Genomic DNA, 25,382 nt, shown 5'->3' with positions numbered 1-25,382 from the left:
ATGTAAAAAATGTTCTATTCCTAGTGTAGACTGCCAAAACGTCATTACTAATGCGGTATCCTGGAATTCACAATACTTGAAGGAAGGGAACACTACCGTGGAATTCGACGTAACCATTGAAATCCCTAAAGGAAACCGCAATAAGTACGAAGTGGACCATGAAACCGGTCGCATTCGCTTAGACCGTATGCTGTTCACCTCCACTCGCTACCCAGATGACTATGGTTTCATCGACAACACCCTAGGTGAAGACGGCGACCCACTTGACGCTTTGGTACTGCTGGAAGAACCAACTTTCCCTGGTTGTGTAATCCGTTGCCGCGCACTGGGTATGTTCCGCATGCGTGACGAAATGGGTGGCGACGATAAAGTCGTGTGTATCCCCGCAGCTGACCAGCGCGCCTCTTGGCGCACTGATATTGATGACGTATCTGAATTCCACCGTTTGGAAATCCAGCACTTCTTCGAAGTTTACAAGGATCTGGAACCAGGCAAGTCTGTTGAAGGCGCGCACTGGGTGGGTCGCGAAGAAGCCGAAGCTGAAATCTTAGCTTCTTTCAAGCGTGCCGAGGAAGCTGGCTACAATCACCACTGAGGTGAAGCTGTCAGCGCATTAGAAACTTAATAATATGGTGTGGGGCTTTAGAGATAATCCCCACACCATATTTGTTTAAGTTCTGTTGCTTGTCGACTTCTCTAGGTCGGGGCATTCAGTTTCTGATGCGACCGTCTAACTCCTATCCCTACTCTGCATACGATAGTCTCTTTTCCCTGTGAGTTTTAAAAGCAAATGTGCCTACACCGCAAAACTGTTCACCATATATGCTTTTCGTTGATAATCTGCGTCGCAGGACAGAACTTACCCTGTGTAGAGTGAAAACACGCTAGGCTGGAAGAATGAGTGAAGTTTTTGAGCTAACTGATGCATTTGGAGATACTTTAGTGCCTCGCCCTGGTTTTTGGAGTGAGGATATTCTAGGTCCAGGTTTTGAAGCCCAAGCGATTCAGCTACTTCCCGATGAGGAAGGTGAGGTGGTTGCCACTGTTGTCCGCCACGTTCCAGCTAAAGACCCTTTAGTTTTTGAAGGCACACCTGAAACTCCTGTGTTTCGCACTCTTTACATTCACGGTTGGAATGATTACTTCTATCAGCCGGAACTTGCACGCCATATTGCTTTAGCTGGCGGTCAGTTCCACGCATTAGATTTGCGTAAGTATGGGCGTTCCCTACGTCCCGGACAAACCTTCGGCTGGGTGCAGAATTTAAATGAATATGATGAGGAAATTTCTGAGGCGCTGGAACTAATTGGCGATGATTTGCCGGTAGTGATGATGGCTCATTCAACGGGTGGTTTGACGGCTACTTTGTATGTGGCGCATCATCCGGGTCGTTTTGCGGGTCTTTGGTTGAATTCTCCTTGGTTAGAGTTACATCCTTCTCCTTTGATGCGTTATGCAACTGAACAGCTTGTGGATGTTGTTGCTCCGCGTAATCCGCGGCGGGTTATTCCCACAGGCGGTAATAATTTCTTCGGTGATTCCCTGCAGGGTTGGAATGTGGAACGAGAGGGCGAGTTACCTGAAGAATTGTTGCCTTTTGCTGATGATCCTTCGGTGTCTGGATGGTTTCCGAATCCAGTGTGGAAGAATGATACGCGGGTTAGTTTCGCGGGCTGGCTGGCTGCAGTGTCGAATGGGCATCGTGAGATAGCTGCTGGTTTAGATATTGATTGTCCGATTTTGTGTATGTCTGCGGCAGAGTCTTTTGTTGAGACTGAGTGGTCTGCGGAGGTACGCTTCCGCGATTGTGTTTTAGATGTGGATTCGTTAATGTATCGGGCGACGATGATTGGTAAAGATGTAACTTTACGTAGATTCCGTGGAGTTCATGATTTGACGCTATCTTTCCCAAATGTGCGCCAACAGGTGTGGGAGGCTACGCATCGTTGGCTTTCTGCAGTGTTCCCGGGGCGCGCGGATACTATGCGGGGTGTGGCTGCAGTTGAGCTTCCGTTAGCTCCTCGCTGATTATTTCCCGAGGGCGTTAAGCTAATCTTTCCATCCTCTTAAAACATCTTAAAAAGTATAGTAAATAGGGGGCGTAACCTATCCGGTTACGCCCCCAAAAAACTAGGCTTTACGCGCTCGTTTACCCCGATATTGTGACTTAGACGCAGCTACAATCTCACGGTTTATCTCAGCTAATGCTTCCCGCAAAGTTGGTCCCGAGTCAGACCCTAAACGCCAAACTTCCCAGCCATCAAAATCACTAATAGCTCCAACTGAACGAACCGCCCAATGCGGATCATCCGTAGTGAAAGAATCAATTACAATCACGCCTTCAGGCTTCAACTTAGCGAAATAGCGTTCCCGCTCAGTCAGCTTCCACACTAGCTCAATCTCACTACCCACAATTTGTGCAATAGCGTAAAGGCCAGTCGCATCCTCACCTAAAGTTTCGGCCTGCACACCAGAAGTAGATGATTCTTGCGTAACAACCGGTGGCACTGCTGCAGCTGGCGTCGGTTCACGTAAAAACTCAGGCTTAACTACTTCCGCAGTATGACTTAAAACCGTTGAACGGCGCAGACGCCGAGAACTACGTTTCGGCAAACTTGACCTTTCAACCATGGCAACACCTGCTACAGACGGTTGTGCAAACACTGGTTTTTCAACTCTTTTCGGAGCCTCAACCAATGCAGGTTCAACTAATGGCGCGGGAACAGATTCTGCAACGCCCTCGGGAATCTCCACCGATTCCTCAGCTAACACTTCCGTACCCGGTAAATTCAACTGCCCCGTGCCCTGCAGTAAAAGATTCGGATTATGCCCGTAAAGACGCGGACCAACCGCCTGAACTTCCACAAAACGACGCCCATTACTCATCTCACGCAACGCCAACTCGTGCACTTCAACACCAGAAGTAGCTAACACATCCAAAACCGGACGCACCGCATCAGCAATCTGCGCAACCACCAGAATCAAACGTGGCCCCGGAGCCGGAGAAGGAGGCATCATATTGCGAAACTCTGCCCACCCAAAACGGAAACTCTGCACTCCCCCAGGATAAGCAGTCGCCAGCTCATTCCACCCCATATTCGCAGTCTCAGCTAAACGAGACAAACACTCAATAATCGTCGCAGAATCCAGTAGTGACAAAACCTCTACAGAAACCACTTGTCCCGAAGGGTCCAACGCAGTTAAGCGAGGCTGATTAACGGAATCTTCCCAAACAATCGGAAACAAAGGGCGGCCAATAATTTCTAGAACCTGGTCGCGAACACTACCTAAAATATCCTGGTCAATGCCAGCTGCTACGGTACGACCGAACTGGGCAGGAATCAACACCCCACCGTCAAGTTCAAATAATGGCATTACCGCACCTCTCCTTCACAAACACAGTTACTTCTATTGTCTCATGCTTGAGCAGGGTTTTGTACCACTGAAAACGTACCACACCCCATAGTTTCCAAACACACCCTGCCCGCGCTTTTCCTAAAATCCTGCGGTAAACTGAAAGTGAACTCCGGAGCGAAACACACCGGAATCTAAAAATTCAAAACCACCAGCTAAGGAGACACCATGACCGACCACGGTCCAAATCCATACGTAGTAAACATTGAAAAAGAAACCCTGCAGAACACCAACTACCGCACCACTATCTGGACCGGCCAGGAACTGCAGCTAACCGTTATGTCCATTGAACCAGGTCACGACATCGGCTTGGAAAAGCACGATGACCACGATCAGTTCATCCGCATAGAATCCGGCACCTGCTTAGTACAGATGGGCCCAGCAGAAGATGACCTTAACTTTGAAGTTACCGCTGGTGATGACGACGCTATCTTCATTCCTGTAGGTAAGTTCCACAACGTAACTAACACCGGTGACGAAGCTCTGAAGTTGTACTCCATCTACGCACCAGCTGAACACGAACACGGTACTGTTCACGTTACCTACGAAGAAGCTATGGAAGCTGAAGCTCACCACCACCACTGAGTTTTAACATAGCTACTTGGGGACGATTCTGTGAATCGTCCCCAAGTTAATTTCTAAGTAGTATGATTATATGAATCCCTCTCCCGCAGTTTACTTTAATGCTACTTTCAAATAATTTTGGGGCTGGTAGGAGAACCTACCAGCCCCAAAATTTTAGGGTTCTACAGCTCAGTCAGCTAGCACTGCTGCACGACCTGCTTCCAGACGTGCGATTGGCACGCGGAATGGAGAGCAAGAAACGTAGTTCAAACCTACTTCATGGAAGAAGTGGATGGACTCTGGATCACCACCGTGCTCGCCACAAACGCCCAGTTTAATATCTGGCTTAGTGGAGCGAGCACGCTCAACACCCTCACGAACCACGCGACCAACACCATGCTGATCAATAGTTTCAAACGGGGATACGCCGAATACTGCTTCCTCAATGTACTTAGGGATAAAGACACCTTCAACGTCATCACGTGAGAAGCCCCAAACAGTTTGGGTCAGGTCATTAGTTCCGAAGGAGAAGAAGTCTGCTTCCTGAGCCAAGTCCTCAGCGGTCATTGCAGCACGTGGAAGTTCAATCATACAACCAACGTGAATGTCGAGCTCAACACCGGCCTTTGCTGCTTCTTCAGCAATAATCTGTTCTGCGTTGTGGCGGATGATGGCAAGTTCGCGGATGGAACCAACCAGTGGAACCATGATTTCTGGACGGGGGTCCAGACCTTCCTTCTTCAGTTCTGCTGCTGCCTGGGTGAGAGCACGAATCTGGAGGTCGAACAGGCCTGGCAGGTAGATGCCCAGACGGACGCCACGCAGACCTAGCATTGGGTTAGATTCATGCATACGACGAACAGCTTCGAGCATCTTTTCATCTGCAGGATCAGCCTTACCTTCCACTGCCTTCGCGACAGCGACCTTAACTTCGAGGCTAGTGAGGTCTGGCAGGAACTCGTGCAGTGGTGGGTCAATGAGACGAACAGTCATTGGCTTTGCATCAAGTACGCGCAACATCTGCAGGAAGTCGCCCTTCTGCAGTTCTTCGAGGGCGTCGAAACCAGCTTGACGGTCAGCAGAGCCTTCTTCAGCGAGGATGACTCGTTCAATCAGTACGCGACGGTCACCGAGGAACATGTGTTCGGTACGGCACAGACCGATCCCTTCCGCACCGAATTCGATTGCACGTTCGGAGTCTTCAGGGGTATCAGCGTTTGCACGTACTTTCATGGTGCGAACTGCGTCTGCGTGAGTGAGCAAGCGGTGAACAGAGTTTACTAGGTCAGCCATCTGCTCGTCAGCCCCAGCTGCTTCCAGGCCGGCCTCCAGACCGTGTGCCAAATAGGTGGTAACTACAGAGTCTACTACTGGAACGTCACCAGCGAATACTTCACCAGTAGTACCGTCAATAGCGATGATATCGCCTGCCTTAAGGATGCGATCACCGACTGCGAGAGTCTTTTCTTCTGCGTCTACACGCAGGGCTTCCGCACCACAAATACAGGTTTTACCCATACCACGGGCGACAACAGCTGCGTGAGAAGTCTTACCACCGCGAGCAGTGAGGATACCTTCAGCTGCAACCATACCTGGAAGATCTTCTGGGTTTGTTTCGCGACGTACAAGAATACACTTACGGCCTGCGCGGGCTGCAGCTTCGGCGTCATCATTATTGAAAACAATTTCACCCACCGCTGCACCTGGGGAAGCAGCCATTGCGCGAGTCAGCAGTTCCTTTGGAGCCTTATCGTCGAACTGTGGGAACATAAGCTGGGTAAGCTGTGCACCAGTTACGCGGGTAAGAGCTTCATCCATGGTGATGAGCTTTTCATCTACCAGCTGGGTAGCTACCCGGAATGCAGCTGCAGCTGTACGCTTACCTACACGGGTCTGTAGCATCCACAGCTTGCCACGTTCAATGGTGAATTCAATGTCACAGAGATCCTGGTAGTGGGTTTCCAGCTTACGCATGATACCCAGCAGTTCCTGGTAGGACTTTGGATCATGATCACCTAGGGTGGACAGTGGTTCAGTGTTACGGATACCTGCTACGACGTCTTCACCCTGTGCGTTCATCAGGTAGTCACCGTAAACTCCAGAGTGCCCGGTGGATGGGTCACGGGTAAAGCAAACGCCCGTGCCGGAGGTTTCACCCATATTACCGAATACCATGGTCTGCACGTTTACTGCGGTGCCCAGTGATTCAGAGATACGTTCGCGACGACGGTAGATCTTTGCGCGTTCAGTGTTCCAGGACTGGAAGACTGCTTCGATACCCATGTCGAGCTGTTCACGTGGGTCCTGTGGGAAGTCACGACCGGTTTCTGCTTTAAAAATTTCCTTAAAGGTTGCTACCAAACCCTTGAGGTCCTCTGCAGAAAGTTCGTGGTCGTAGTGTACTCCACGATCTTCCTTAAGCTTATCCAAAGCGTCAGAGAATCCATCGCCTTCAATGTGCATAACGGTCTTACCGAACATCTGGATCAGACGACGGTAGGAATCCCAAGCAAAGCGTTCATCAGATGCAAATTCTGCCAAGCCAACTACGGACTGATCATTCAAACCGATATTCAAAACGGTTTCCATCATGCCTGGCATAGAGAACTTTGCGCCGGAACGAACGGACATCAAGAGTGGGCCGGTTGGCTCACCTAGGCGACGACCAATTTCGTCTTCAACCTTACGGAGGTTTTTGGTGACTTCGGTAGCGAGTTCTGCTGGAACTTCGCCTCGTTTTAGGTATTCACGGCAGGCGTCAGTGGAAATAGTGAAGCCTGGAGGTACTGGCAGACCCAGTTTCGTCATTTCTGCTAGGTTGGCACCTTTACCACCTAACAGGTCCTTCATGTCTTTGTCGCCTTCAGAGAAGTTGTAGACGTACTTGACCATGCTTGGTCCCACTTTCTGTTATTTATTGTTCATATGCTTCGGCGCATAGCTTTTCGCGCAACGTAGACAGTCTACCAAAAAAATGGGACTAAAGTTGAATTTTTAATGACCTAACGCACATTTTCACAGGTTTTCACAAAGATCCGCACTGATTCTCTAAACACGGGTATTGAAAAGTGCTATAAGCATGATTATTTAAGCCCTTGCCAGTTTCCGGGTTCTGTTATGTAACGTGTGTTTAAAACAAATTTATGCTTACACTGCAGGTTGGTACTGTTAATAGTTTGCACCCAACACACCAGCATTAAAAACAGGGGGCTACTGGAAAACCCAGTAGCCCCCCTTAGTTCAAATCCTCACGGAAAGAATCAGAATCCGCCTTCGACAGAAGAAGGATCATCAGTAGATGCAGTTTCCTGCCCAGAATCAACAGTGCCTTCAGCCTCTGAAGTATCCTCTCCGTGTTCTAAAGAAGCTAGCTCCCAACCCGCAGTAGGCGCAACTTCAACAGATGCTTTCGCTGCAGAATCTCCCTCTTCTTCAACTACACGACGCACTGGAGTAAAAGTGAAGACCTGCTCCCCCTCTGCACCAGCAACATCAACTACCACAGTGTGGCCAGTCTTAACCTCTCCGAAAAGAATCTTCTCAGACAAGACATCCTCAACCTCACGCTGAATCGCCCGACGCAGCGGACGTGCTCCCAGCACTGGATCGAAACCTTTATCAGCCAACAAGCTACGCGCTGCCGCAGTCATCTCAAGGAACATCCCCTGGTCAACCATGCGAATAGCCAGCTTCGCAACCATCAGATCAACAATCTGCACAATCTGTTCCTTCTGCAATGGCGGGAACACGATAGTGGAATCAACGCGGTTCAAGAACTCAGGGCGGAAATGCTGCTTCAGCTCCTCATTCACCTTTTGACGCATACGTTCATAATCGTTCACCATCTCACCAGCAGCCTGGAAACCAGTCAATACACCCTTATTGATATCGCGAGTACCCAAGTTAGTGGTCATGATAATAATAGTATTCTTAAAGTCCACTACTCGCCCCTGAGAGTCAGTCAGACGACCTTCTTCCAGAATCTGCAACAAGGAATTAAAGATATCAGCATGCGCCTTTTCAACTTCGTCAAAGAGGACTACAGAGAATGGTCGACGACGCACCTTTTCAGTGAGCTGGCCGCCCTCATCATAACCGACATATCCAGGAGGGGCACCGAAAAGACGAGATGCAGTATGCTTCTCAGAGAACTCCGACATATCCAAAGTAATCAGAGCATCTTCATCATCAAATAAAAACTCAGCTAAAGCCTTAGCTAACTCGGTCTTACCTACACCGGTTGGACCCGCAAAGATGAAAGAACCACCAGGTCGCTTTGGATCTTTCAAACCAGAACGAGTACGGCGTATCGACTGAGAAATAGCCTTAACTGCGTCTTCCTGACCAACTACACGCTGATGTAATGCTTCTTCCATATTCAACAGCTTGTGGGATTCAGCTTCAGTTAGTTTCAATACTGGAATACCCGTAGACATTGCCAGAACTTCCGCGATTTCTGCTTCCCCCAACTCACTGATCACATCAGCATCGCCTTCACGCCAGGCTTTTTCTTTAGCTACGCGTTCTTCGGTAAGACGCTTTTCTTCATCTCGCAACGCAGCTGCACGTTCAAAGTCCTGGTCATCAATAGCAGATTCTTTCTGACGACGCAGGTCAGCTACCTTATCATCCAATTCATGTAGTTCAACCGGAGCAGTCATGCGACGGATACGCATACGCGCGCCTGCTTCGTCTACCAGGTCGATTGCCTTATCCGGCAAGAAACGATCCATAATGTAGCGGTCTGCCATTTGCGCTGCAGCAATAATCGCAGCGTCGGTGATGATGATGCGATGGTGTGCTTCGTAGCGGTCACGTAAACCTTTGAGAATCTCAATGGTTTCATCAACGGAAGGTTCTTCTACCTTCACTGGCTGGAAGCGCCGTTCCAAAGCCGCATCTTTTTCAATGTACTTACGGTATTCTTCCAAGGTGGTAGCGCCAATGGTCTGCAGTTCACCACGAGCAAGCATTGGCTTTAACATTTGCGCTGCGTCTATCGCACCTTCAGCAGCTCCAGCTCCAACCAAAGTGTGGATTTCGTCAATGAAGATAATGATATCCCCACGCGTCTTGATTTCTTTAAGAATCTTCTTCAAACGTTCTTCAAAGTCACCACGGTAACGGGAACCCGCAATCAAAGAGCCCATGTCAAGGCTGTAAATCTGCTTATCACGCAGGGTTTCAGGTACTTCATTACGAATAATCGCCTGTGCAAGCCCTTCAACTACCGCGGTCTTACCTACGCCCGGTTCACCAATCAGTACTGGATTGTTCTTAGAACGGCGAGACAGAATTTGCATGACGCGTTCCATTTCAGGGTGGCGTCCGACAACTGGGTCGAGCTGACCTTCGCGTGCAGCTTGCGTGAGGGAACGACCGAACTGCTCCAATAGAGCCGAGTTAGCTGGCTGTGGGTCAGGAGTAGATGCGCCAACTCCAACTGCTTCACGCCCACCGGTACGCTGGTAACCCTGCAAAAGTTGAATTACGCTTTGACGTAGTTCAGCCAAGTCTGCGCCGAGCTTCACGAGAACCTTTGAGGCAACGCCCTCACCTTCACGAATTAGTCCCAGCAGAATGTGCTCGGTACCGATGTAGTTATGCCCCAACTGCAGTGCTTCACGCAGGGATAGTTCCAGAACTTTCTTTGCACGTGGGGTAAACGGAATGTGCCCTGTAGGTGCGTTTTTACCTTCACCAATCATTTCAATGATGGATTCACGTACCTGTTCTCCATCTACGTTGGCCATTTCCAAGGCTTTAGCGGCAACACCTTCGCCTTCTTGGATTAAACCGAGCAACAGGTGTTCAGTACCAATGTAGTTGTGGTTGAGGGAGCGGGCTTCGTTCTGTGCCAGCACTACCACGCGGCGGGCGCGGTCAGTAAACCGTTCAAACATTTTTCCTCCTAAGTATCTACTTTCGATATTAGGGGGAGGGACTGACACTTTCCTGTTTGTTCACCATTAGGGGAATTTCTAGAGGGCGGTACCCCCATGTAAACTTTGGAACTTAAACACCCCTGTGAATAACTCTGCGAGCACCAAATAGCAGCTTTAGTTAGCGTCGAGAGTTTTTAAATGTTTTAGGAATTTTCTCATGCTGACTAATTGCTAAACAGATGATGGTACGATCATTTGCTCTTGTCCAGGATTCTTCTGTAGGTGAAAGTGGCACCAGATCCAAGATAGAGTCTTTAGCCTCTTTTCCAATATAGTTAGCAAAAGCTGTAGGACAGAATTCCTCAGCCCTTACGGTAAGGGTTTCCATTCCGGGGAAGTCTTTTTCAGGGAGACGAAGTACGCCTACGACTTCTGCATTATGTGGCTGAGAGCATGAGATAGCGGAGAGCCCTTCATATTCGAATTGCCCGTTAGTGAGCATTCCTTCCGCTAGGTCCAGGCAGTCACCTTGATCAAGTTCTACCACAGCGTCTGCACAGCTACTGAGGGCGAAACTAGCGACAATCAGTAGGCTAAGAACTTGCGTGGTTTTTAACTGCATGGATTTTCCTGTTTTTGAATGCTTTTGTTTTATTTTAGCTATAAACAATAGTGGGTTCCCAGTTTCTCTGGAAACCCACTATATGAGCTTTTAGTTTATGGAATCACCAGGTGTAGCAGTAGGTATATGATTGCTGCTACTGCCCCGGCTGCCGGGAGGGTGAGGAACCAGGCAATCACGATGTTACCAGCTACACCCCAGCGAACTGCAGAAAGTCGCTTGGTTGCACCTACACCCATGATGGCGGAGGTAACAGTGTGTGTTGTAGAAATCGGTGCGTGGAATACGAATGCAGTCAGGTAGAGTACGCCTGCTGCGACGGATTCAGCAACGAACCCTCGGGCTGGATCTAGTTCGATTACCTTACGTCCCAGGGTACGCATGATGCGCCAGCCACCGGAGTATGTTCCCAGAGTGATTGCACCTGCTGCGGCGAGCTTAACCCAGGTTGGCACTACCCAGTCGCCAGTGATTGGATCAACGATCTGGTGTGTTTCTCCGTAGCCACCTGCCATTAGTGCCATCACGATAATACCCATGGTTTTCTGCGCGTCTTGCAGGCCGTGTCCGAGTGCCATTGCCGCTGCGGAAGCAGTCTGGGCGTAGCGGAAGCGACGCATGGTGCGATGGTATGGGAGGGACTTCACCAGTGCGAGGACGAGCTTCATTAGCACGAAACCAAGGATGAAACCTACCATCGGTGAGAGGAACATAGGAATGACAACCTGCGCTAGGATTCCTCCCCAGAGCACGTCGGTTGCAGATGCCATGCCTGCACCTACCAGACCGCCAATAAGGGCGTGGGAAGATGAGGATGGCAGGCCAAACCACCAGGTGATTAAGTTCCAGGTGATTGCACCTACCAGCGCTGCGAGAATGATCCCCAGACCATGTAGCTGGGCTGTGTGGTCTGTGGATTGCGTGAATTGGTTGATGTCGATGATGCCTTTACCGATGGTCTTTGCAACTTCGGTACCCAGTAATGCACCGATAAAATTCATTACTGCTGCCATGCCTAGTGCAACTCGTGGGGTTAATGCACGAGTTGACACGGAGGTTGCAATAGCGTTTGCGGCATCGTGGAAACCGTTAGTGTAGTCAAAGCCCAGGGCAATGGCAATAACGACGATTACCAGGAATAGGGTGAGATCCACCGGTCAGGACTCCTTGATTGCGATGGTTTCTACGCCGTTTGCCAGGCTTTCGAAGCTGTCCACAGCCTTTTCCAGGCAAGCAATGATATCTTTCAGCTTGATTACCTGCAGTGGCTCCATGTCAGAGTCGAACAGCTGGGATAAGGTGTGGCGGTATGCCTTATCACCTTCATTTTCTAGGCGGTTGATTTCTACCCAGTAGTCGCGCATGGACTCTAGGGTTTCCAGGCGTGGCATTGCTTCTGCAGTTAGATCACAGCAACGCTGGATTACATTCAGCTGCTGGTAGATACCTGCTGGGAGGTCTTCAACCTTGTACAGTACGATCAGATCGCCAGCTTCGTCCATGTAGTCCATGCAGTCGTCCAGGCGACCCGCAATGTAGGCAATGTCGTCGCGGTCGAATGGGGTCACGAACGTCTGGTTAAGCTTGTTAATTACCGCGTGCGTAGCTTCGTCACAGGCGTGTTCTACGTCGTGCAATTCATTTCGTAGCGCGACGCGAGTTTCATAGTTTTCACCTGGGATACGGGCGAGCAGTTCTGCACCGCGTACCATCAGTTTCGCCTGCGTTGCCAGCAGGTCGAAGAAGCTTTCACTGTTTTCAGATTTCTTAAAACGCACTTCCATACTCCGTTTAGATTGATGGGCACATGCACTTCCAGACTAATAGAGTTTTCCGCTAAAGCATATGCGAGAATACCCAACTTTCTGCCACATTTTTTTGTTTAAACGGTTTTTAGGCGGAATTTCAGGGTTTTTTCAGAAACCAATCCAAAGGAGTGTGAGACGGATCACGATCACTTTCTGAATGACACGCGGAACACAATAAAGAAAAAGACATTGAGTTAAAAAGCGCCTGTCGGCGCGAAGGCCACTCGTAGTGGCAAAAGTTGGAGCCCGGGGCTTTATTAACTCAATGTCAGTTCCAATCTTAAAACTATTCGCCCTAACTGTCACATTATGGGAACATCTAAGTGTGAGTGAAGAATCTAAAACCCCCACCCCACTGCCAAAGCGCAGCAAAAAACTACACGCCTCCCATCCGGCAAATAAATCGCAGACAAATCGTTTCTTCTTTGACGTACTCAACCGAAACGACCAGTTCGGAAACTTAATTAAGCTCCCCCTCAGCTACCTATCAGCGTCTACCGTCGTGGTACTTTTATTTCTCACCACGGTACTTTTCGCCCTTACCCGCATACCTGATATCATCACTTTCACAGTAGTAATTGCCATTGTGATTTTGGCTTACGGGTGGAAAGACTTGGTCGAAGCCCCTTCAGAACATGGTGGCTTAATCACTATCCTAAGCGTCGGTATTCCAAATCTTTTAGTTATTCGTCTCACCGGTGACCTCGCCTGGGCAGGGATATCTTTGGGAATCACAGTTCTCGTGGCAGCTCTTTACGAAATGTCACGTCCACTACCTCGCGAAAACTTAGTTGAATCCCTGGCTTCTTCAGTTTTTGGTGGTATCGTCGCCATCGTTGGCTCCGCCTGGGTAGCGTTAGAATCTTCACAACTATGGGCAACAATTCTGCTAGCTTGCACAGTGATGGTAGCTGCAGCAGTAGTTGGCAATCAGTTCGGCTCTACACTGCGTGCAAATGCTATCGGCGCAATTTTGGGTGGGGCATTTTCCGGCGTAGTACTTGGTTTCATTGCGGTTGCCATAGATACTCACCAGCGTTTCCTACATTTAGCACTAAACTCTTTTCTAATGAAAGTCTCCCCCACTATTGGAATTCTGCTACTTACAATTTCTCTTGGCTTAGCCCTCGGTGCCGTAATCACCGCAATTGACGCATTATTCGGTGAACACAACCGCAAGTGTAGTGAAAAAGGTGCTTTCGCCCGGGGGGCGATGAAGTTCCTCTTAGCGGTACTCCCAATCTATGTGCTGGTGCGAACCGGTGCTTTCTGAGCGATAATTTAGGCAACTGTTAGTTTTGAAGAAAGCCTAGTGATGATTAACATTCCAGATAACCTGCCTTTAGCTGTTGCCCCCCTTACTTTCCTACTAGGTACGTGGCAGGGTTGGGGCGTCTTCACCGATACGCCCTCGGAAACTAATGAAAATGTCAATTCTGCAAACGTGCCGGTAAATGTCAGCCACTGCCTGTTGGAATATGACGCACAGGTGATCGATGATTGTCTGCGCGTGACTCGCACAGTTTGGAACACCCAAGATGGTGTGACTCTAGACAACGAAACACCTGTGTGGGAGGGTGTTAATGCCCTGCGCCGAACTTCTATCGCATGGCAGTCTACCGCATATTGGACGATTATTAAGCACCCTAACTATCCAGATGGCGTAGTAATCCAGGCTTTCGCTACTGCTAATACCGGTAATGTAACCCTGTGGAATGGTACTGCGAAGGGTCCGCGCGTACAGCTCACTTTAGATACTTCCGCCGCTGTTGCTTCGGCACGCACGTTGGAATACGGTCAGCAAATGCTAGGTATGGCTGAGAGCGATTTATTCTTGGTAGAGACTTTACAGTTTACCGATTCTGAACTGACCCTTTCTGGGCGTTTAACTAAAGTCGCTGAGGCTGATCCAATTGAGTTACTTTCTGATGGGCCGGCTTTAGCTGGCTACGCTGAGTTTACGGGAGAATAATTTTGACTGCTTTCACTGCAAGCGTGCACGGGGCGGTAGCTGACCCTGATTCTGGAGTAGTAGCTCATTACGGGGATTTTTCTGGTGAGCAGTGGGCGTTGGAATCTGCGCGCGCCCTGTGTGAGTTTAATGATTTAGGGCTGGTGCGCGTTGCTGGCCCGGATTGTTTTTCTTGGCTGACGACGTTATCGTCGCAGATTTTGACTGGCATGACCGCGGGTGAGTCGCGTGAAATGCTGTTATTGGATCCGCAGGGGCGGATTCAGTTTGCGTGCGGTGTGGTTGCTGGCGAGGGGGAAGTTTATTTACTTCTCGAGGGCGGGAAAGTCCCCGCTCTGGTAGATTTTTTAACTAAAATGCAGTTCATGTTGCGCGTGGAAGTCACGGATGTCTCTGCTGATTTTGCTGTTTTCGCAACGATTGTTCCCCAGGGGAAATTTTCTACAGTAATTAACAACCTCGCTACGTTACCTGGGGTCTTCGGACAGTGGGAAGATCCTTGGCCGGGAGTAGTCGAAGGCGGTACTACTTATACCCCTGTAGGATTTAAACATCCTGCTTTGGAACGTAAACGCGTTTTTGTTTTAGTCTCTGCAGGTGAGGCAGAATCTTTTACGCACGCTTGGGTTAGTTCTGTTTTTTCTGCTGGAGATTGTCCTTGGGCGGGTCGTAATGCTTGGGAGGCTTTGCGTATTGAGGATATGCGCCCCGATTATTTACATGAGGTAGATGATAAGTCACTTCCCCATGAGTTGGATTGGTTGCGCACTGCCGTGCATCTTAATAAGGGGTGCTACTGCGGACAGGAAGCTGTGGCTCGCATTGTGAATTTAGGCAAGCCCCCACGTCGCTTAGTGGTGTTGCAGTTGGATGGTTCTAACTCAGTACAAATTAAGGTTGGCGCACCGGTTCTGGCTGGGAAGCGTAGTGTTGGTGCAGTTACTTCAATTGCCCGTCATGCTGATTTAGGGCCGGTAGCTTTAGCTGTGGTGCGTCGTGGTTTAGCTTTGGAGGCTCCTCTAACGGTAGTGCAGGGTGAGGATGAAGTACCTGCTCTGCAGGAAGTAGTAGTTGATCTGGAAGGTAAGTCTTCAGCATCTCCGGCTCAACGTCCTGGCGCAGAGTTGCGTGGTTTGAATCTGCGTGAGCGCCAGGTTTAGGAGGGTATTTCTGGATGCGAGCATTGATTCAGAGAGTTAATGGAGCTTCTGTCTCTGTAGATGGTGAAATTGTTGGTTCTGTAAAGGGTAGCGGCTTGTGTGTCCTCTTGGGGGTAACACATACTGACACGCAGGCGGAGGTAGTTAAAGTTGCCTCAAAAATAGCGGGTTTACGTATTATGGAGGGCGAGCTTTCTGTTGCCGATACCGGTGGTGAGGTTTTAGTTATCAGCCAGTTCACACTCTATGGGGATTCCCGTAAGGGACGGCGTCCTTCCTGGGTCGCTGCCGCACCTGGTGAGGTAGCGGCCCCGCTGGTTGATGCGGTAGTTAAAGAACTTAGGGAAGTGCATGGTTTGACTGTGGCTACTGGAGTTTTCGGAGCAAACATGCAGGTTTCTTTAACTAATGATGGTCCAGTAACCCTGTGGGTGGAAGCCTAGCGCTGTAAGACCCACCGCACAAGTCGCTCCCGCACCTCTAAATGTTACCGAGAGCGCTTGAGTGCATCCTCATGTGCGGAACGAGCAATCTGGTCTACCTCAGTCAAAGGTAAAAGCCCAGTTTCTGCACTGTAGCCTTCCAGCTCATCTAAATCCCCCGTAACTGCGCGACGTTCTAAGGCTTTAGAAAGCAGATAATCAGCTACCTGTGGGTTACGTGGCAGCAAAGCTCCGTGCAAATATGTACCGATTAAGTTTTTTACCCAGGCTCCTTCCACACCGTCTGCGTCATTATTACCCGCACCTAGCTTTACAGTTCCGAAAGGTTTTACGCCAGCATCTAGGAAAGTTTGCCCACTGTGATTCTCATAGCCTACAATTGTGCCAAATTCAGCGTTTTCTAACGTGATATTGCCAATCAGTCGAGCTTCCATTGCCCGCGTTTCTGCTGGAATCACACCGATACCACGAATTTCCGTGCCTTCTCCTGTAAGGAAACGCCGTCCAAACATTTGGTAGAGCCCACAAATCATCAACATTGGCATACCATCAGCTACCAGTTCTCTCAGTATTTCTGAGTGAGCAAGTAAATCAGCTTGGATCGCAGCCTGCCCAGCGTCTTGACCTCCGCCACCAAGGATGATGTCAGCTGCGCGAAAATCAGTGCTATCACCTGGATTATGATCAACAACTTCTACTGGGATACCTCGCCATTCAAGGCGTTTTTGCAGGGTTAAAGTATTTCCCCAGTCACCGTAAAGATTCATGTCCTTTGGGTACAGCTGCAGAATCTGAATTGGTTTCATGAAATGTCCTCTACTTCAGTTTTTTCACTCAGCAGCTTTCGTAACGTTAGCATCGCCGTGTATGAGCAGAAAATCTGCTTATCTTTTCCAGGTTCACTATTTAGGAAGTCTTCTAACGCAACTTTCAAATCTGGCTGCACCTGGCCAATTTCTACCCCGTCATAGTGCAAGCGTAAAGCCATGTCAGCAGCACGTGCGCCGGTAACTGAGTGGATTCCTGACAGCAGGGTAAAGTCTACGTCCCAAAGCCAACTTAGGTCACGTCCATCAGCGTAGTTGTCATTGATAGCGATCATAGTTTGACGGTCACGTTTACCGAATGAGAGCAGGCTAAGGCGGAAACCTGAGGGGTTTTTCACCAGCAGTAAGTCAATCGCTGTGCCCTTGTAGTTAATGGATTCACCACGACCGAATGCTGGCTTCACTAACGCTACAGCATCAATGAAAGTCTGCGTTGGTGTTTGAGGCAGGATAGTTTTTGCCAAACTAAGCGCTGCAGCAGCGTTGAGCAAGTTATAAACACCGTTCACTGCTACTTCTGTCTGATAGTTGTCTGCTCCGATTTGGAAGGTCGCTACTTGGTCTCCTACTTCGGTGAGGAGCACTTCACAAGCTACTGCGTCATTTGCTTGGGCGTCCCCTGTTTTGAGGGAGTCATCTGAGGGCATTAGTTTTATTAGTTCTGTGGTTAAACCGAAGTATTTTGCCTGCGCGCGCGTGTGCTGGTGGATAGCGTAGACACGAGAGTCATCACGGTTAAGTACCACAGTTTCTTGCGTGGCTTCCGCAATCTTTTGCAAAAATCCGGCGGTGGTGTCGATTTCTCCGAAGCGGTCCAGTTGGTCACGCATAACATTTAACAGCAGCGAATACCGAGGGCGGACGGTTTTAACAAAGTGCACCGCCCAAGCTTCATCTAATTCGAGTACCGCAATATCTGCGTCGAGTTTGCCCATCCCATTGATCTCGCCTAGTAGTGACGCCACTACACCGCGAGAAAAGTTACTACCTGTACGGTTAGTAAAGACTTTTAAACCCGCAGCTTCCAGGAGTTCCACGACCATTTTTGTGGTGGTAGTTTTACCGTTAGTACCTGAAACTACCACTACTCCGCGGGGCAGGGTTTCCAGAGTGCGCGCCATGAATTGGGGGTCGATTTTTTCGACTATTAGACCGGGTAATGCGGATCCGCCGCCACGCAGACGCATAGCTGCGCGAATGGTTTTACCTATAGCTGTGGTGAGAACTTGTCGCATCATAATACTGAAAGTATATACCTCTGAGTGGGTTTCTAACCGCGTTCGGTGGCGCGGTGTACTTCTACGGCGACTACCTCTGGTTTATTTTCGTTACCGTGCGGGTAGGCTACGTGTACTACCGTCAGCTGTGCGGTGTGGTCATAGGCATCACCCTCTGGAAATTGTCGCGCTACGTTAATAGAAGCGGCTTCTACCAGGGGCTTGAGCATATATTCCACCAGCTCTGGGTGCGCGCTAACTGCCAGCGGTGTCCCCGGATGCGCGACTAGTTTTGCCACTACTTCGCGGGCACTTTCCAATTTCACTGCGGTGAACGGAATCTCAGGCTTAGCGACTGGTGCTTGAGGTTCTTCAACTTGCGTCGAAACTGCTGGAACTTTCAATTGCCCGGCGACGCGGGTAGCAAACATCGCTGGTGATGGAACGAGCCTCTTAGTGGCGGATGCTGGTTTAGGCGCTGGTACGTAGCTGTATTCTGGGGAGAGTTTAAGTTCGTCAGCGACGCTAAGAGTGGCTCCGGAAACCGTGGCATAAGGTTCTAAAGTACCTCGACAACGCTTTGCTGGGCTGGTGAGTAAGCGAGTTACTCCCAAAGCGGAAAGCATGTCGATGAGCTCAATTGCCTGACGAGTTCCTACGCGTGAGAGTGTACGTTCTGCTTCTACCCGGTGTTTTCCTACGCATTGGGCGTGAGACACAAAGGCGAGGGTAGCAGTAAATAAAGAGCCATTTTCGGCGCGCGCCACCAAGTCGTCTAAGAGACGGCGATCGCCACGTCGAGTCAACATTTCGCGAGCTTGCTCAGGCTTAACCCAGCGCGCCTCATCAATTTCTTTTTTCGGAGCGGGAGTTACCGGTGGGCGAGATATTGCGACTCCGGTTTCTGATACGGGAATGCCTACCCAGTAGTAGACTTCCTTAGTCTGTCCCATTCCTAGTCGGTATCGTTGCGCGGTGAGTGGCGCGTGAAGGCTGACTAGGATTCCTGTTTCTTCTTCTACTTCGCGTACACCGGCAGCTAGAAGAGGTTCGTTAAGTTCTGCTTTACCTTTTGGCCAGGACCAGTCATCGTAGCGAGGACGGTGTACTAAGAGAACTTCGATTTCGTCAGCTTTATATTGTTTTCCAACCTGCGGTGGCTGGGCGCTGTCTGCTGGACGCCAAACGAGCGCACCGGCGGAACGCACGATGCGTGAGGGAATAGGGCTGGGTCGGGTGAGGGAACCTCGACGCGCAATGGGTTTAGCATTACTGCCCGTAGTTTGTGGCCCGGATTTTTCTTTCGGACCGGGAACAGGATGAGCAGAGGACACGGCATATCTACTTATGTTTGTACTTGAACCCTCGGGTGCAAGATTTTACGAATAGGACAAATCTACTATCGATTCTACCGTGTTTATTCTGCTGGTACGAGGGCAGTGTTATTTTCCCATAAAACAACAGTTCAGAAGAGATTGCCAGAGGCGTCACGATCTGCCGCGAGTTTTAACTCTTCCGCGGTGGTGGAAAGCGCCTTCGCGCGGCGAGTTACTTCAGTAGCTAGTTCGTCGGCATCTGATTCAATCCAAGTATTTCCGTAGGTAGCACCGGTTGCGAGCACCCACATGGCAACGGCAACGCGTTCCAGAAGTGGGGTGAGGCGTCCCCATTCAGTTTGAGAAATACGGATTTCTCCGTTAAATAGTGCGTCAATTTCTTTCCCAAGGGCGCCAAGGTTGAGCTTTTCAACTGCGCCTGCATGTCCACTTGCCTGTAGCGTGAAAATACCTTCCGCAAAGCGGTTTTCAACAGTTTCTTTGTCGCGCTGATACCACTGGTGAAAGAGGAAGATGCGCCAGAAAGCTCCAGGAAGTGTGTAAGGTGGCTGGTTTTCCCAAAGGTCGGCGACTACGTCAATACCGTGTTCTTTAATGGTTTGCACCAGGTTTTGGGCAGCTTCTTCGGTAAATTCTTCGTCGGTGAGACCAATTAGTGAACGAGCTGCGGTTTGTGCCAGATGGAGAGTTACGGCTGGGTTTTCAGCGCCGATGATATTTTCTGCTTGTTCTGAGCTGAGCATGGCTGGGCGACGAAAACGAGTCATTTTTACGTTCCTTTGTTTTCCTGGCTAAGCGTTTTAGGAATGCAGTTTTAGCTGAACACTATTTTTACGGTAGATACAGAAAAACCCTCGCATCTTGCGAGGGGATTTGTGGCGACCCCGACCGGGCTCGAACCGGCGACCTCCGCCGTGACAGGGCGGCGCGCTAACCGACTGCGCTACGGGGCCAAAAATAAAAATAGTACCCCCAACGGGATTCGAACCCGTGCCGCCGCCGTGAAAGGGCGGTGTCCTAGGCCGCTAGACGATGGGGGCCTATTGTTCTTCCTGGTAGGCGACCCGGCTGATTCCTCATCCGGTTTCACTTTCCCGCTTGGAACTATTTAAGTCTATGCAATCTGCGTACCACAATGCAAATCAATAAGCCGTGACCCTGGTCACAAGCCTTTTGCACCTCTAAAAACCCCCAGAAAACTAAGGTAAAACCCAGATTTTGTAACAGCTATTTTTAGTTGCAACCGGTATTCTAAAAAGTATGGAAACCACTGAAACCGCAGTAGATGAAGCTGTAGATATCCTGCATTTTGTACTGAGTGCTGCCGTGGGCGCCCTCGTAACATTCCTAATCGGAGTTATCTGCTGGGCGATAATCCGCGTGATCGCCAAACGAAGCGAAGCCATCCGCATCCTCAATAAACGCATCCGCACCCCCTTCCTACTTCTCTTCCCCACCCTAGGAACCTGGCTCGGCATAAAATTTGCCCGCGAACAACTGCCCGCAGACGAAATATGGACTAAACCCATCCACCACATATCCCTAATCCTCACCATCGCCTGCGTAGGTTGGCTGTGCTACGCTGCTGCCAACACCATCCACGACGTCGCCCAAGCACGCTCCATGCAAAACGCTTCCCGACGCCTCACCACGCAAGCCCAGATGATTAGCCGCATCCTACAAGCAGTAATCGTCATCCTCACAACCGTTTCCATCGTGCTTACCTTCCCGGAAGCGCGCGTCCTAATGGGATCCTTACTTGCCTCTGCAGGCGTAATCTCCCTTGTTGCCGGCCTGGCCGCACAAGACTCCCTCTCAAACACCTTCGCAGGCCTACAACTAACCTTCACCGACGCTATCCGCGTAGGCGACCAACTCAGCGTCGATGGCTTAAACGGCACTGTAGAAGAAATCACCCTCACCTACGTAGTGCTTCGCGTCTGGGATGATCGCCGCATCATTCTGCCCTCAACCACTTTCACAAAAAACAAATTTGAAAACTGGACCCGCGTCCACGCCAAACTACTAGGCACCGTCGAACTCAAACTAGACTGGCGCGCCCCCGTAAACCTCATTCGCCAAGAAGTAGACCGTCTGCTAGCACACACTGACCTCTGGGATAAACGCACCGTAAACGTACAAGTTACAGACTCAAACGAACAATGGATTATTGTGCGCGTCGTCATCTCTGCAGATAACTCTGGCAAGCTCTGGGACCTCAAATGCTACCTAAGAGAAAACCTGGTGAACTGGATTATCCAAAATGCTCCTTATGCACTGGCACGCCACCGCTACCAGCAAGAAGAAATCACCGAAATCTTCTACGACCGCACAGAAGAAGAAATCGTAAAACTAGCACAAGAACTTGTCGCCCTCGAAAATGCCGAAGAAACCCAAGTTACCAAAGCCCATTCAGAAAACTCCCACAGCCCTGCTAAAACCGCGCAAGAAGCCCGCGTCCAAGCCTCAAAGAAACGCGCAGTCAAAGTACGTCGCAAAAGACTTAAAGACCGCGTCAGTGAGCTGCGCACAAATCCGGAAACAGAACCCATAAACTCCCCTACTTCCAACGCAGAACCTAAAGACGAAAACCCCACTCTGGTCATGTCTCACACAGAAGTTGGCAAACTCACCGCCAACCTCCATAACACCCAAGCACACGGACTCTACTCTGGCAGTGAAGACGCAGAAGCGCGCCAAAAACTCACCCAAGGCCCAGGCGCAGAAGCCTTCCGCCACAGAGAAGAATCCACCGTTATGCGCGCAATTCGCGATGGCGAAATGACCATTCAAGAAGCCTTAGACCGCACCACGGAGTATCCTGAACTACAGCAGAAAATCAAAGACACCTTCGCAGAAAAGAGAGAATCATGAGCGATTTTAAGATTGATATTGAAGCTGCCAAGCGCACCAACGAACAGTGGAAAGAAATCCTCACCCCGATGGAATACCACGTTCTGCGTGAAGCCGGCACAGAACGTCCCGGCACAGGCGCTCTGCTACACGAAAATCGGGAAGGCACTTACCGCTGTCGCGCCTGCAATGCGATCCTCTTTAAATCCGACGCAAAATTCGACTCCCACTGCGGGTGGCCATCATTCTACGCAGCCGAAGACACCGCAGTGCGACTGCTTGAAGACACTTCCCACGGAATGATACGTACCGAAGTTCGCTGCGCAAACTGCGACTCACACCTGGGACACATCTTTAACGACGCCCCACAAACCCCAACTGGACAGCGATACTGCATGAACTCCGTCAGCCTCTCATTCGAAGAAGCAGATGACGAAAACTAAAACCCTACTGAGCTGGAACATCCAATTCGGAAAAACTAACACACGGCAAAACGGATACACTCCAAGCACCCGTTTAGAAACCGAATTAGACAACCTGCTACAAGCAACCAGTCTGCAAAACCTGACAGCACTTGCCTGCCAGGAAGTAGACCGCTACCAAAAACGCTCCCAACTAAATAACCAGCCCACTGAAATCTGGAACACCCTACGTAAATACGGATTTCAGTGGGCAAGTTATGCCCCCACCTACCTGGGTTTAAATATAGGCATCCGGCTTCGCCCAGCCACATTCTTTCCCCTCACTTGGCAACGACTAATGCCCGCCAGCGGAGTGTTTCTAGCCCTCAAAGAAAAACCCCTGCAAGCACAATTCCTTCCACTGCAAAAATCCCCAGTTCGGTGGCATAATTTCCACACAAAAGCCCTGAAAAACCTAGCCTGGTGGCATCCTTTCAAACTCACTAAAGGCAAACCGATCTTCGGCGAATCCAGAGTTGCCCTCATAGCTGAAACTAACTCAACTATCTACGCCACCACCCACTTAGAAATTCACCCCGAAACTGCAGAAAAACAATTAGTAACCCTGCTTACCTACCTGCAAAAACTCTGCGACGAAACCAGAAAAGACACCTATCTTTTAGGCGACTTCAACTTAGAAGCCAAAACAGTCACCCGCATTATCACCCAACTCAAAAATGAAAATATGCACATAGCCACCACCCCAAGTTTTCCCGTGGTAGCGCCGAAAAAATCTATCGACTACTGCGTATACATTCGCCCTTGGGGAAAAATAGATAGCCCCACAACAACCGCATTTACACCCCAAATGCACGCAACCTCACTAAAATCTCCCATCTCAGACCACAGCCCAGTCCTAATTACCCTGGAAAAATGAATCAAATCCTGGCGAAAATCCTTAAGCCCATACCCGCACCAATACTCTTCATCGTCTCAGGCACCACCCAATATATGGGAGCTGCCGTAGCCGTCGGCGTATTCACCAAACTCGCCCCCACCGCCACCGCCTGGTGGCGCTTCGCACTGGCATCAATCATCCTCATGCTCTGGCAACAACCTTGGAAAGCTGGACTCACCAGCCGCCAAGTAAAAACCGCTGCAATCTTCGGCATCGTCATGGCCGGTATGAATATGATTTTCTACGAAGCTGTTTCGCGCATCGACTTAGGGCTTGTAGTCTCCCTAGAATTCCTGGGTCCCATTAGCCTCGCCGTCTATTTAAATCGCACCTGGCAAGCCCGCATCGCTGCCTTACTTGCATTAGGTGGAGTCATCTGCATTTCCGGCTTCGCCTTAGATTTCACCAACCCCAACGTAGAAGCCGGCATTATATTCTCTTTACTGGGTGGCACTGCGTGGGCCGGATACATTATGCTCGGCAAAAAAGTATCTGCAACCGGTGGGCTTCACTCCCTCGCAATCGGCTGTTTCACCGCCACCATCATTTATTCTCCGGTGGCTTTCAGTTCCTTCACTACCGTGGCACAAGACTTAAATCTCTTTAAGTCTCTCCTCATAGTTGCCACTATGTCTACTCTGGTGCCATACTCCCTAGACCAAGTCATCATGCGCCGCCTCGATGCTTCTACCTTTGCCCTGTTAAAAGCCCTGCTCCCCACAACTTCTCTGCTGATAGGTATCATCTTCCTGGGACAAATCCCCGGATGGATTGCGGTAGTCGGCCTGGTGCTGGTATCAGTATCAGTATGGTTAACCACCTCAAACAGTCGCATCTAGGAGCATCATGGGCACAGGAATCACGGGGTTCATCATCGTCGGATCTCTCTTCGGAGCAATCGCGCGACTGTTCATGCGGGGCACTTCCTCACTCATTTTAGTGTGGACGGTAGTACTCGGAGCTTTAGGAGCATTCCTGGGTGGCTGGATTGCCGGATTAGTACACACTCGCCCCGGTGGATTAGCCTCCTGGTTCTTCGCCGTCCTCGTCTCTATAAGCCTTTTAAGTATCTACGGTTTCTTTAACACCAAGGAGTAACAAACCCTACGTTTGGAGGTTTAGCAAAAAACCGCTAAACTAGACTTCGTGATGGGCCTATAGCTCAATTGGCAGAGCAACGGACTTTTAATCCGTGGGTTCAGGGTTCGATTCCCTGTGGGCCCACCATCTAACCCCGGTTTTCAGCAGAAAATCGGGGTTTTATTATACACATTTGCCACATAATAGAACCCCTCATACAAATCTTTAACCGTCACGTGACGCGTCCACACCACGTAGTTTCTTACTCCATTCACCGAAACAACGTCACCGCACCACAAAAACAGTCAGAGATAAGGGTCACACTCTAAACTAATAATCTGAATTTGCATTCACACGCTAAAACCAGATAGACTTATCAAGTCTTAAGGCCCCGTAGCGCAGTCGGTTAGCGCGCCGCCCTGTCACGGCGGAGGTCGCCGGTTCGAGCCCGGTCGGGGTCGCTGGATTGCCAGCGATACTTATAACTTAATATCGTGACAATCTTGCCTCTGTAGCTCAGTTGGTAGAGCGTTCGACTGAAAATCGAAAGGTCACCGGATCGACGCCGGTCGGAGGCACAAGAAAGTCCCGCTTCCTTGGAAGTGGGACTTTTTAGTTTTAAAGAACCAGATTGGGGCTTATTGGGTTATAGGACAGGATCGGTTAATAGAACACGGATTTTGTACTGATTTTATGCAGGAAAGTCTATATAAAAATACGTGCATAGTAGGTGTATGGTTACACATGCTAAAACCTACCCAACCTGTGGTTTTCCAATGGCTCATAATGAGCATGCTACTAACGGAACTCAAAGATGAGTTTGTCACCAGTGTAAGGTTTC

General features: G+C 49.8%; 22 protein-coding genes and 5 tRNA genes. 15 read left to right on the top strand and 12 right to left on the bottom strand.

The genetic code is table 11. The annotated features are described in order from the left end of the window. Positions 1–97: 97 nt before the first annotated feature. Together HMPREF0044_RS06545 and HMPREF0044_RS06540 are read left to right on the top strand one after the other, a co-directional pair. Positions 98–595: an inorganic diphosphatase gene (locus tag HMPREF0044_RS06545; RefSeq protein ID WP_040313079.1), complete on the top strand. Its 498-nt coding sequence runs from the start codon at positions 98–100 to the stop codon at positions 593–595. 302 nt (positions 596–897) lie between these two features. Further along, positions 898–2,028, top strand: a complete 1,131-nt coding sequence (locus HMPREF0044_RS06540) for an alpha/beta hydrolase (RefSeq protein WP_006547340.1) — start codon at positions 898–900, stop codon at positions 2,026–2,028. A gap of 102 nt (positions 2,029–2,130) precedes the next feature. On the opposite strand, the gene HMPREF0044_RS07995 is transcribed toward HMPREF0044_RS06540, so the two are convergent. Continuing rightward, positions 2,131–3,375: a hypothetical protein gene (locus tag HMPREF0044_RS07995; RefSeq protein WP_006547339.1), complete on the bottom strand. Its 1,245-nt coding sequence runs from the start codon at positions 3,373–3,375 to the stop codon at positions 2,131–2,133. A 207-nt stretch (positions 3,376–3,582) separates the two neighbouring features. Here HMPREF0044_RS07995 and HMPREF0044_RS06530 point away from each other — a divergent pair, with 207 nt between their 5' ends. After that, positions 3,583–3,999 carry a cupin domain-containing protein gene (locus HMPREF0044_RS06530; protein WP_006547338.1) on the top strand — a complete coding sequence of 139 codons (417 nt, stop codon included), beginning with the start codon at positions 3,583–3,585 and terminating at the stop codon, positions 3,997–3,999. Between the two features lie 168 nt (positions 4,000–4,167). On the opposite strand, the gene ppdK is transcribed toward HMPREF0044_RS06530, so the two are convergent. From ppdK to HMPREF0044_RS06505, 5 genes are all read right to left on the bottom strand, one after another. After that, positions 4,168–6,870 (bottom strand): pyruvate, phosphate dikinase, encoded by a 2,703-nt coding sequence (gene ppdK, locus HMPREF0044_RS06525; protein ID WP_006547337.1) that lies wholly within the window; start codon positions 6,868–6,870, stop codon positions 4,168–4,170. Positions 6,871–7,238: 368 nt separating this feature from the next. Next, positions 7,239–9,881 carry an ATP-dependent Clp protease ATP-binding subunit gene (locus HMPREF0044_RS06520; RefSeq protein ID WP_006547336.1) on the bottom strand — a complete coding sequence of 881 codons (2,643 nt, stop codon included), beginning with the start codon at positions 9,879–9,881 and terminating at the stop codon, positions 7,239–7,241. Between the two features lie 160 nt (positions 9,882–10,041). Continuing rightward, positions 10,042–10,485 carry a septum formation family protein gene (locus tag HMPREF0044_RS06515; RefSeq protein ID WP_006547335.1) on the bottom strand — a complete coding sequence of 148 codons (444 nt, stop codon included), beginning with the start codon at positions 10,483–10,485 and terminating at the stop codon, positions 10,042–10,044. A gap of 95 nt (positions 10,486–10,580) precedes the next feature. Further along, the gene (locus tag HMPREF0044_RS06510) at positions 10,581–11,639 is read right to left on the bottom strand and encodes an inorganic phosphate transporter (RefSeq protein ID WP_006547334.1); all 1,059 of its coding nucleotides are present in this window, start codon (positions 11,637–11,639) and stop codon (positions 10,581–10,583) included. A 3-nt stretch (positions 11,640–11,642) separates the two neighbouring features. Beyond that, entirely contained in the window at positions 11,643–12,269 is a 627-nt protein-coding gene (locus HMPREF0044_RS06505; protein ID WP_006547333.1) for a DUF47 domain-containing protein, read from the bottom strand. 349 nt (positions 12,270–12,618) lie between these two features. Here HMPREF0044_RS06505 and HMPREF0044_RS06500 point away from each other — a divergent pair, with 349 nt between their 5' ends. The 4 genes from HMPREF0044_RS06500 to dtd are packed head-to-tail and all read left to right on the top strand — an operon-like array spanning position 12,619 to position 15,868. Next, the gene (locus HMPREF0044_RS06500; RefSeq protein ID WP_040313078.1) at positions 12,619–13,566 is read left to right on the top strand and encodes a hypothetical protein; all 948 of its coding nucleotides are present in this window, start codon (positions 12,619–12,621) and stop codon (positions 13,564–13,566) included. Between the two features lie 42 nt (positions 13,567–13,608). Next, entirely contained in the window at positions 13,609–14,265 is a 657-nt protein-coding gene (locus HMPREF0044_RS06495; protein ID WP_006547331.1) for a heme-binding beta-barrel domain-containing protein, read from the top strand. Positions 14,266–14,267: 2 nt separating this feature from the next. Continuing rightward, the gene (ygfZ, locus tag HMPREF0044_RS06490; RefSeq protein ID WP_006547330.1) at positions 14,268–15,425 is read left to right on the top strand and encodes a CAF17-like 4Fe-4S cluster assembly/insertion protein YgfZ; all 1,158 of its coding nucleotides are present in this window, start codon (positions 14,268–14,270) and stop codon (positions 15,423–15,425) included. A gap of 14 nt (positions 15,426–15,439) precedes the next feature. Further along, positions 15,440–15,868: a D-aminoacyl-tRNA deacylase gene (dtd, locus tag HMPREF0044_RS06485; protein WP_006547329.1), complete on the top strand. Its 429-nt coding sequence runs from the start codon at positions 15,440–15,442 to the stop codon at positions 15,866–15,868. A gap of 44 nt (positions 15,869–15,912) precedes the next feature. Here the strand turns inward: dtd and HMPREF0044_RS06480 are convergent, their stop codons facing one another. The 6 genes from HMPREF0044_RS06480 to HMPREF0044_RS06455 form a co-directional block, all read right to left on the bottom strand. Then, a complete protein-coding gene (locus tag HMPREF0044_RS06480; RefSeq protein WP_006547328.1) occupies positions 15,913–16,674 on the bottom strand; it encodes a type 1 glutamine amidotransferase in 762 nt (253 codons plus the stop codon). Then, positions 16,671–17,930: a MurT ligase domain-containing protein gene (locus HMPREF0044_RS06475; RefSeq protein WP_211205093.1), complete on the bottom strand. Its 1,260-nt coding sequence runs from the start codon at positions 17,928–17,930 to the stop codon at positions 16,671–16,673. The genes HMPREF0044_RS06480 and HMPREF0044_RS06475 overlap by 4 nt, the downstream gene beginning before the upstream one ends. Before the next feature lie 35 nt (positions 17,931–17,965). Then, complete coding sequence (locus HMPREF0044_RS06470; protein ID WP_245528820.1) at positions 17,966–19,246, bottom strand: NUDIX hydrolase; 1,281 nt, start codon at positions 19,244–19,246, stop codon at positions 17,966–17,968. Between the two features lie 131 nt (positions 19,247–19,377). Further along, on the bottom strand, positions 19,378–20,016 hold the full coding sequence (locus HMPREF0044_RS06465) for a hypothetical protein (RefSeq protein WP_040313077.1): 639 nt from the start codon (positions 20,014–20,016) through the stop codon (positions 19,378–19,380). Between the two features lie 109 nt (positions 20,017–20,125). After that, positions 20,126–20,202: transfer RNA gene (locus HMPREF0044_RS06460), tRNA-Asp, on the bottom strand. A 14-nt stretch (positions 20,203–20,216) separates the two neighbouring features. Further along, positions 20,217–20,289: transfer RNA gene (locus HMPREF0044_RS06455), tRNA-Glu, on the bottom strand. A 220-nt stretch (positions 20,290–20,509) separates the two neighbouring features. Between HMPREF0044_RS06455 and HMPREF0044_RS06450 the strand changes: the two genes are divergently transcribed. The 8 genes from HMPREF0044_RS06450 (at position 20,510) to HMPREF0044_RS06415 (ending at position 25,119) form a co-directional block, all read left to right on the top strand. Beyond that, entirely contained in the window at positions 20,510–22,123 is a 1,614-nt protein-coding gene (locus tag HMPREF0044_RS06450; RefSeq protein ID WP_006547324.1) for a mechanosensitive ion channel family protein, read from the top strand. Beyond that, positions 22,120–22,545 (top strand): peptide-methionine (R)-S-oxide reductase MsrB, encoded by a 426-nt coding sequence (gene msrB, locus HMPREF0044_RS06445; protein WP_006547323.1) that lies wholly within the window; start codon positions 22,120–22,122, stop codon positions 22,543–22,545. Before HMPREF0044_RS06450 ends, msrB begins: the two co-directional genes overlap by 4 nt. Further along, complete coding sequence (locus tag HMPREF0044_RS06440; RefSeq protein WP_006547322.1) at positions 22,532–23,440, top strand: hypothetical protein; 909 nt, start codon at positions 22,532–22,534, stop codon at positions 23,438–23,440. The genes msrB and HMPREF0044_RS06440 overlap by 14 nt, the downstream gene beginning before the upstream one ends. After that, positions 23,437–24,300 (top strand): EamA family transporter, encoded by an 864-nt coding sequence (locus HMPREF0044_RS06435; protein WP_006547321.1) that lies wholly within the window; start codon positions 23,437–23,439, stop codon positions 24,298–24,300. Before HMPREF0044_RS06440 ends, HMPREF0044_RS06435 begins: the two co-directional genes overlap by 4 nt. 7 nt (positions 24,301–24,307) lie before the next feature. Then, positions 24,308–24,559 (top strand): GlsB/YeaQ/YmgE family stress response membrane protein, encoded by a 252-nt coding sequence (locus HMPREF0044_RS06430; RefSeq protein WP_006547320.1) that lies wholly within the window; start codon positions 24,308–24,310, stop codon positions 24,557–24,559. Positions 24,560–24,612: 53 nt separating this feature from the next. Continuing rightward, positions 24,613–24,688 (top strand) — tRNA-Lys (locus HMPREF0044_RS06425). Positions 24,689–24,928: 240 nt separating this feature from the next. Then, positions 24,929–25,002: transfer RNA gene (locus HMPREF0044_RS06420), tRNA-Asp, on the top strand. Between the two features lie 44 nt (positions 25,003–25,046). After that, positions 25,047–25,119: transfer RNA gene (locus HMPREF0044_RS06415), tRNA-Phe, on the top strand. Positions 25,120–25,382: the final 263 nt, after the last annotated feature.

The sequence above is a fragment of the Gleimia coleocanis DSM 15436 genome (genome assembly GCF_000159015.1).
GTDB classification, from domain to species: domain Bacteria; phylum Actinomycetota; class Actinomycetes; order Actinomycetales; family Actinomycetaceae; genus Gleimia; species Gleimia coleocanis.
Note: the sequence above shows the minus strand (reverse complement) of the source record. Positions and strands in the feature narration are given on the sequence as shown.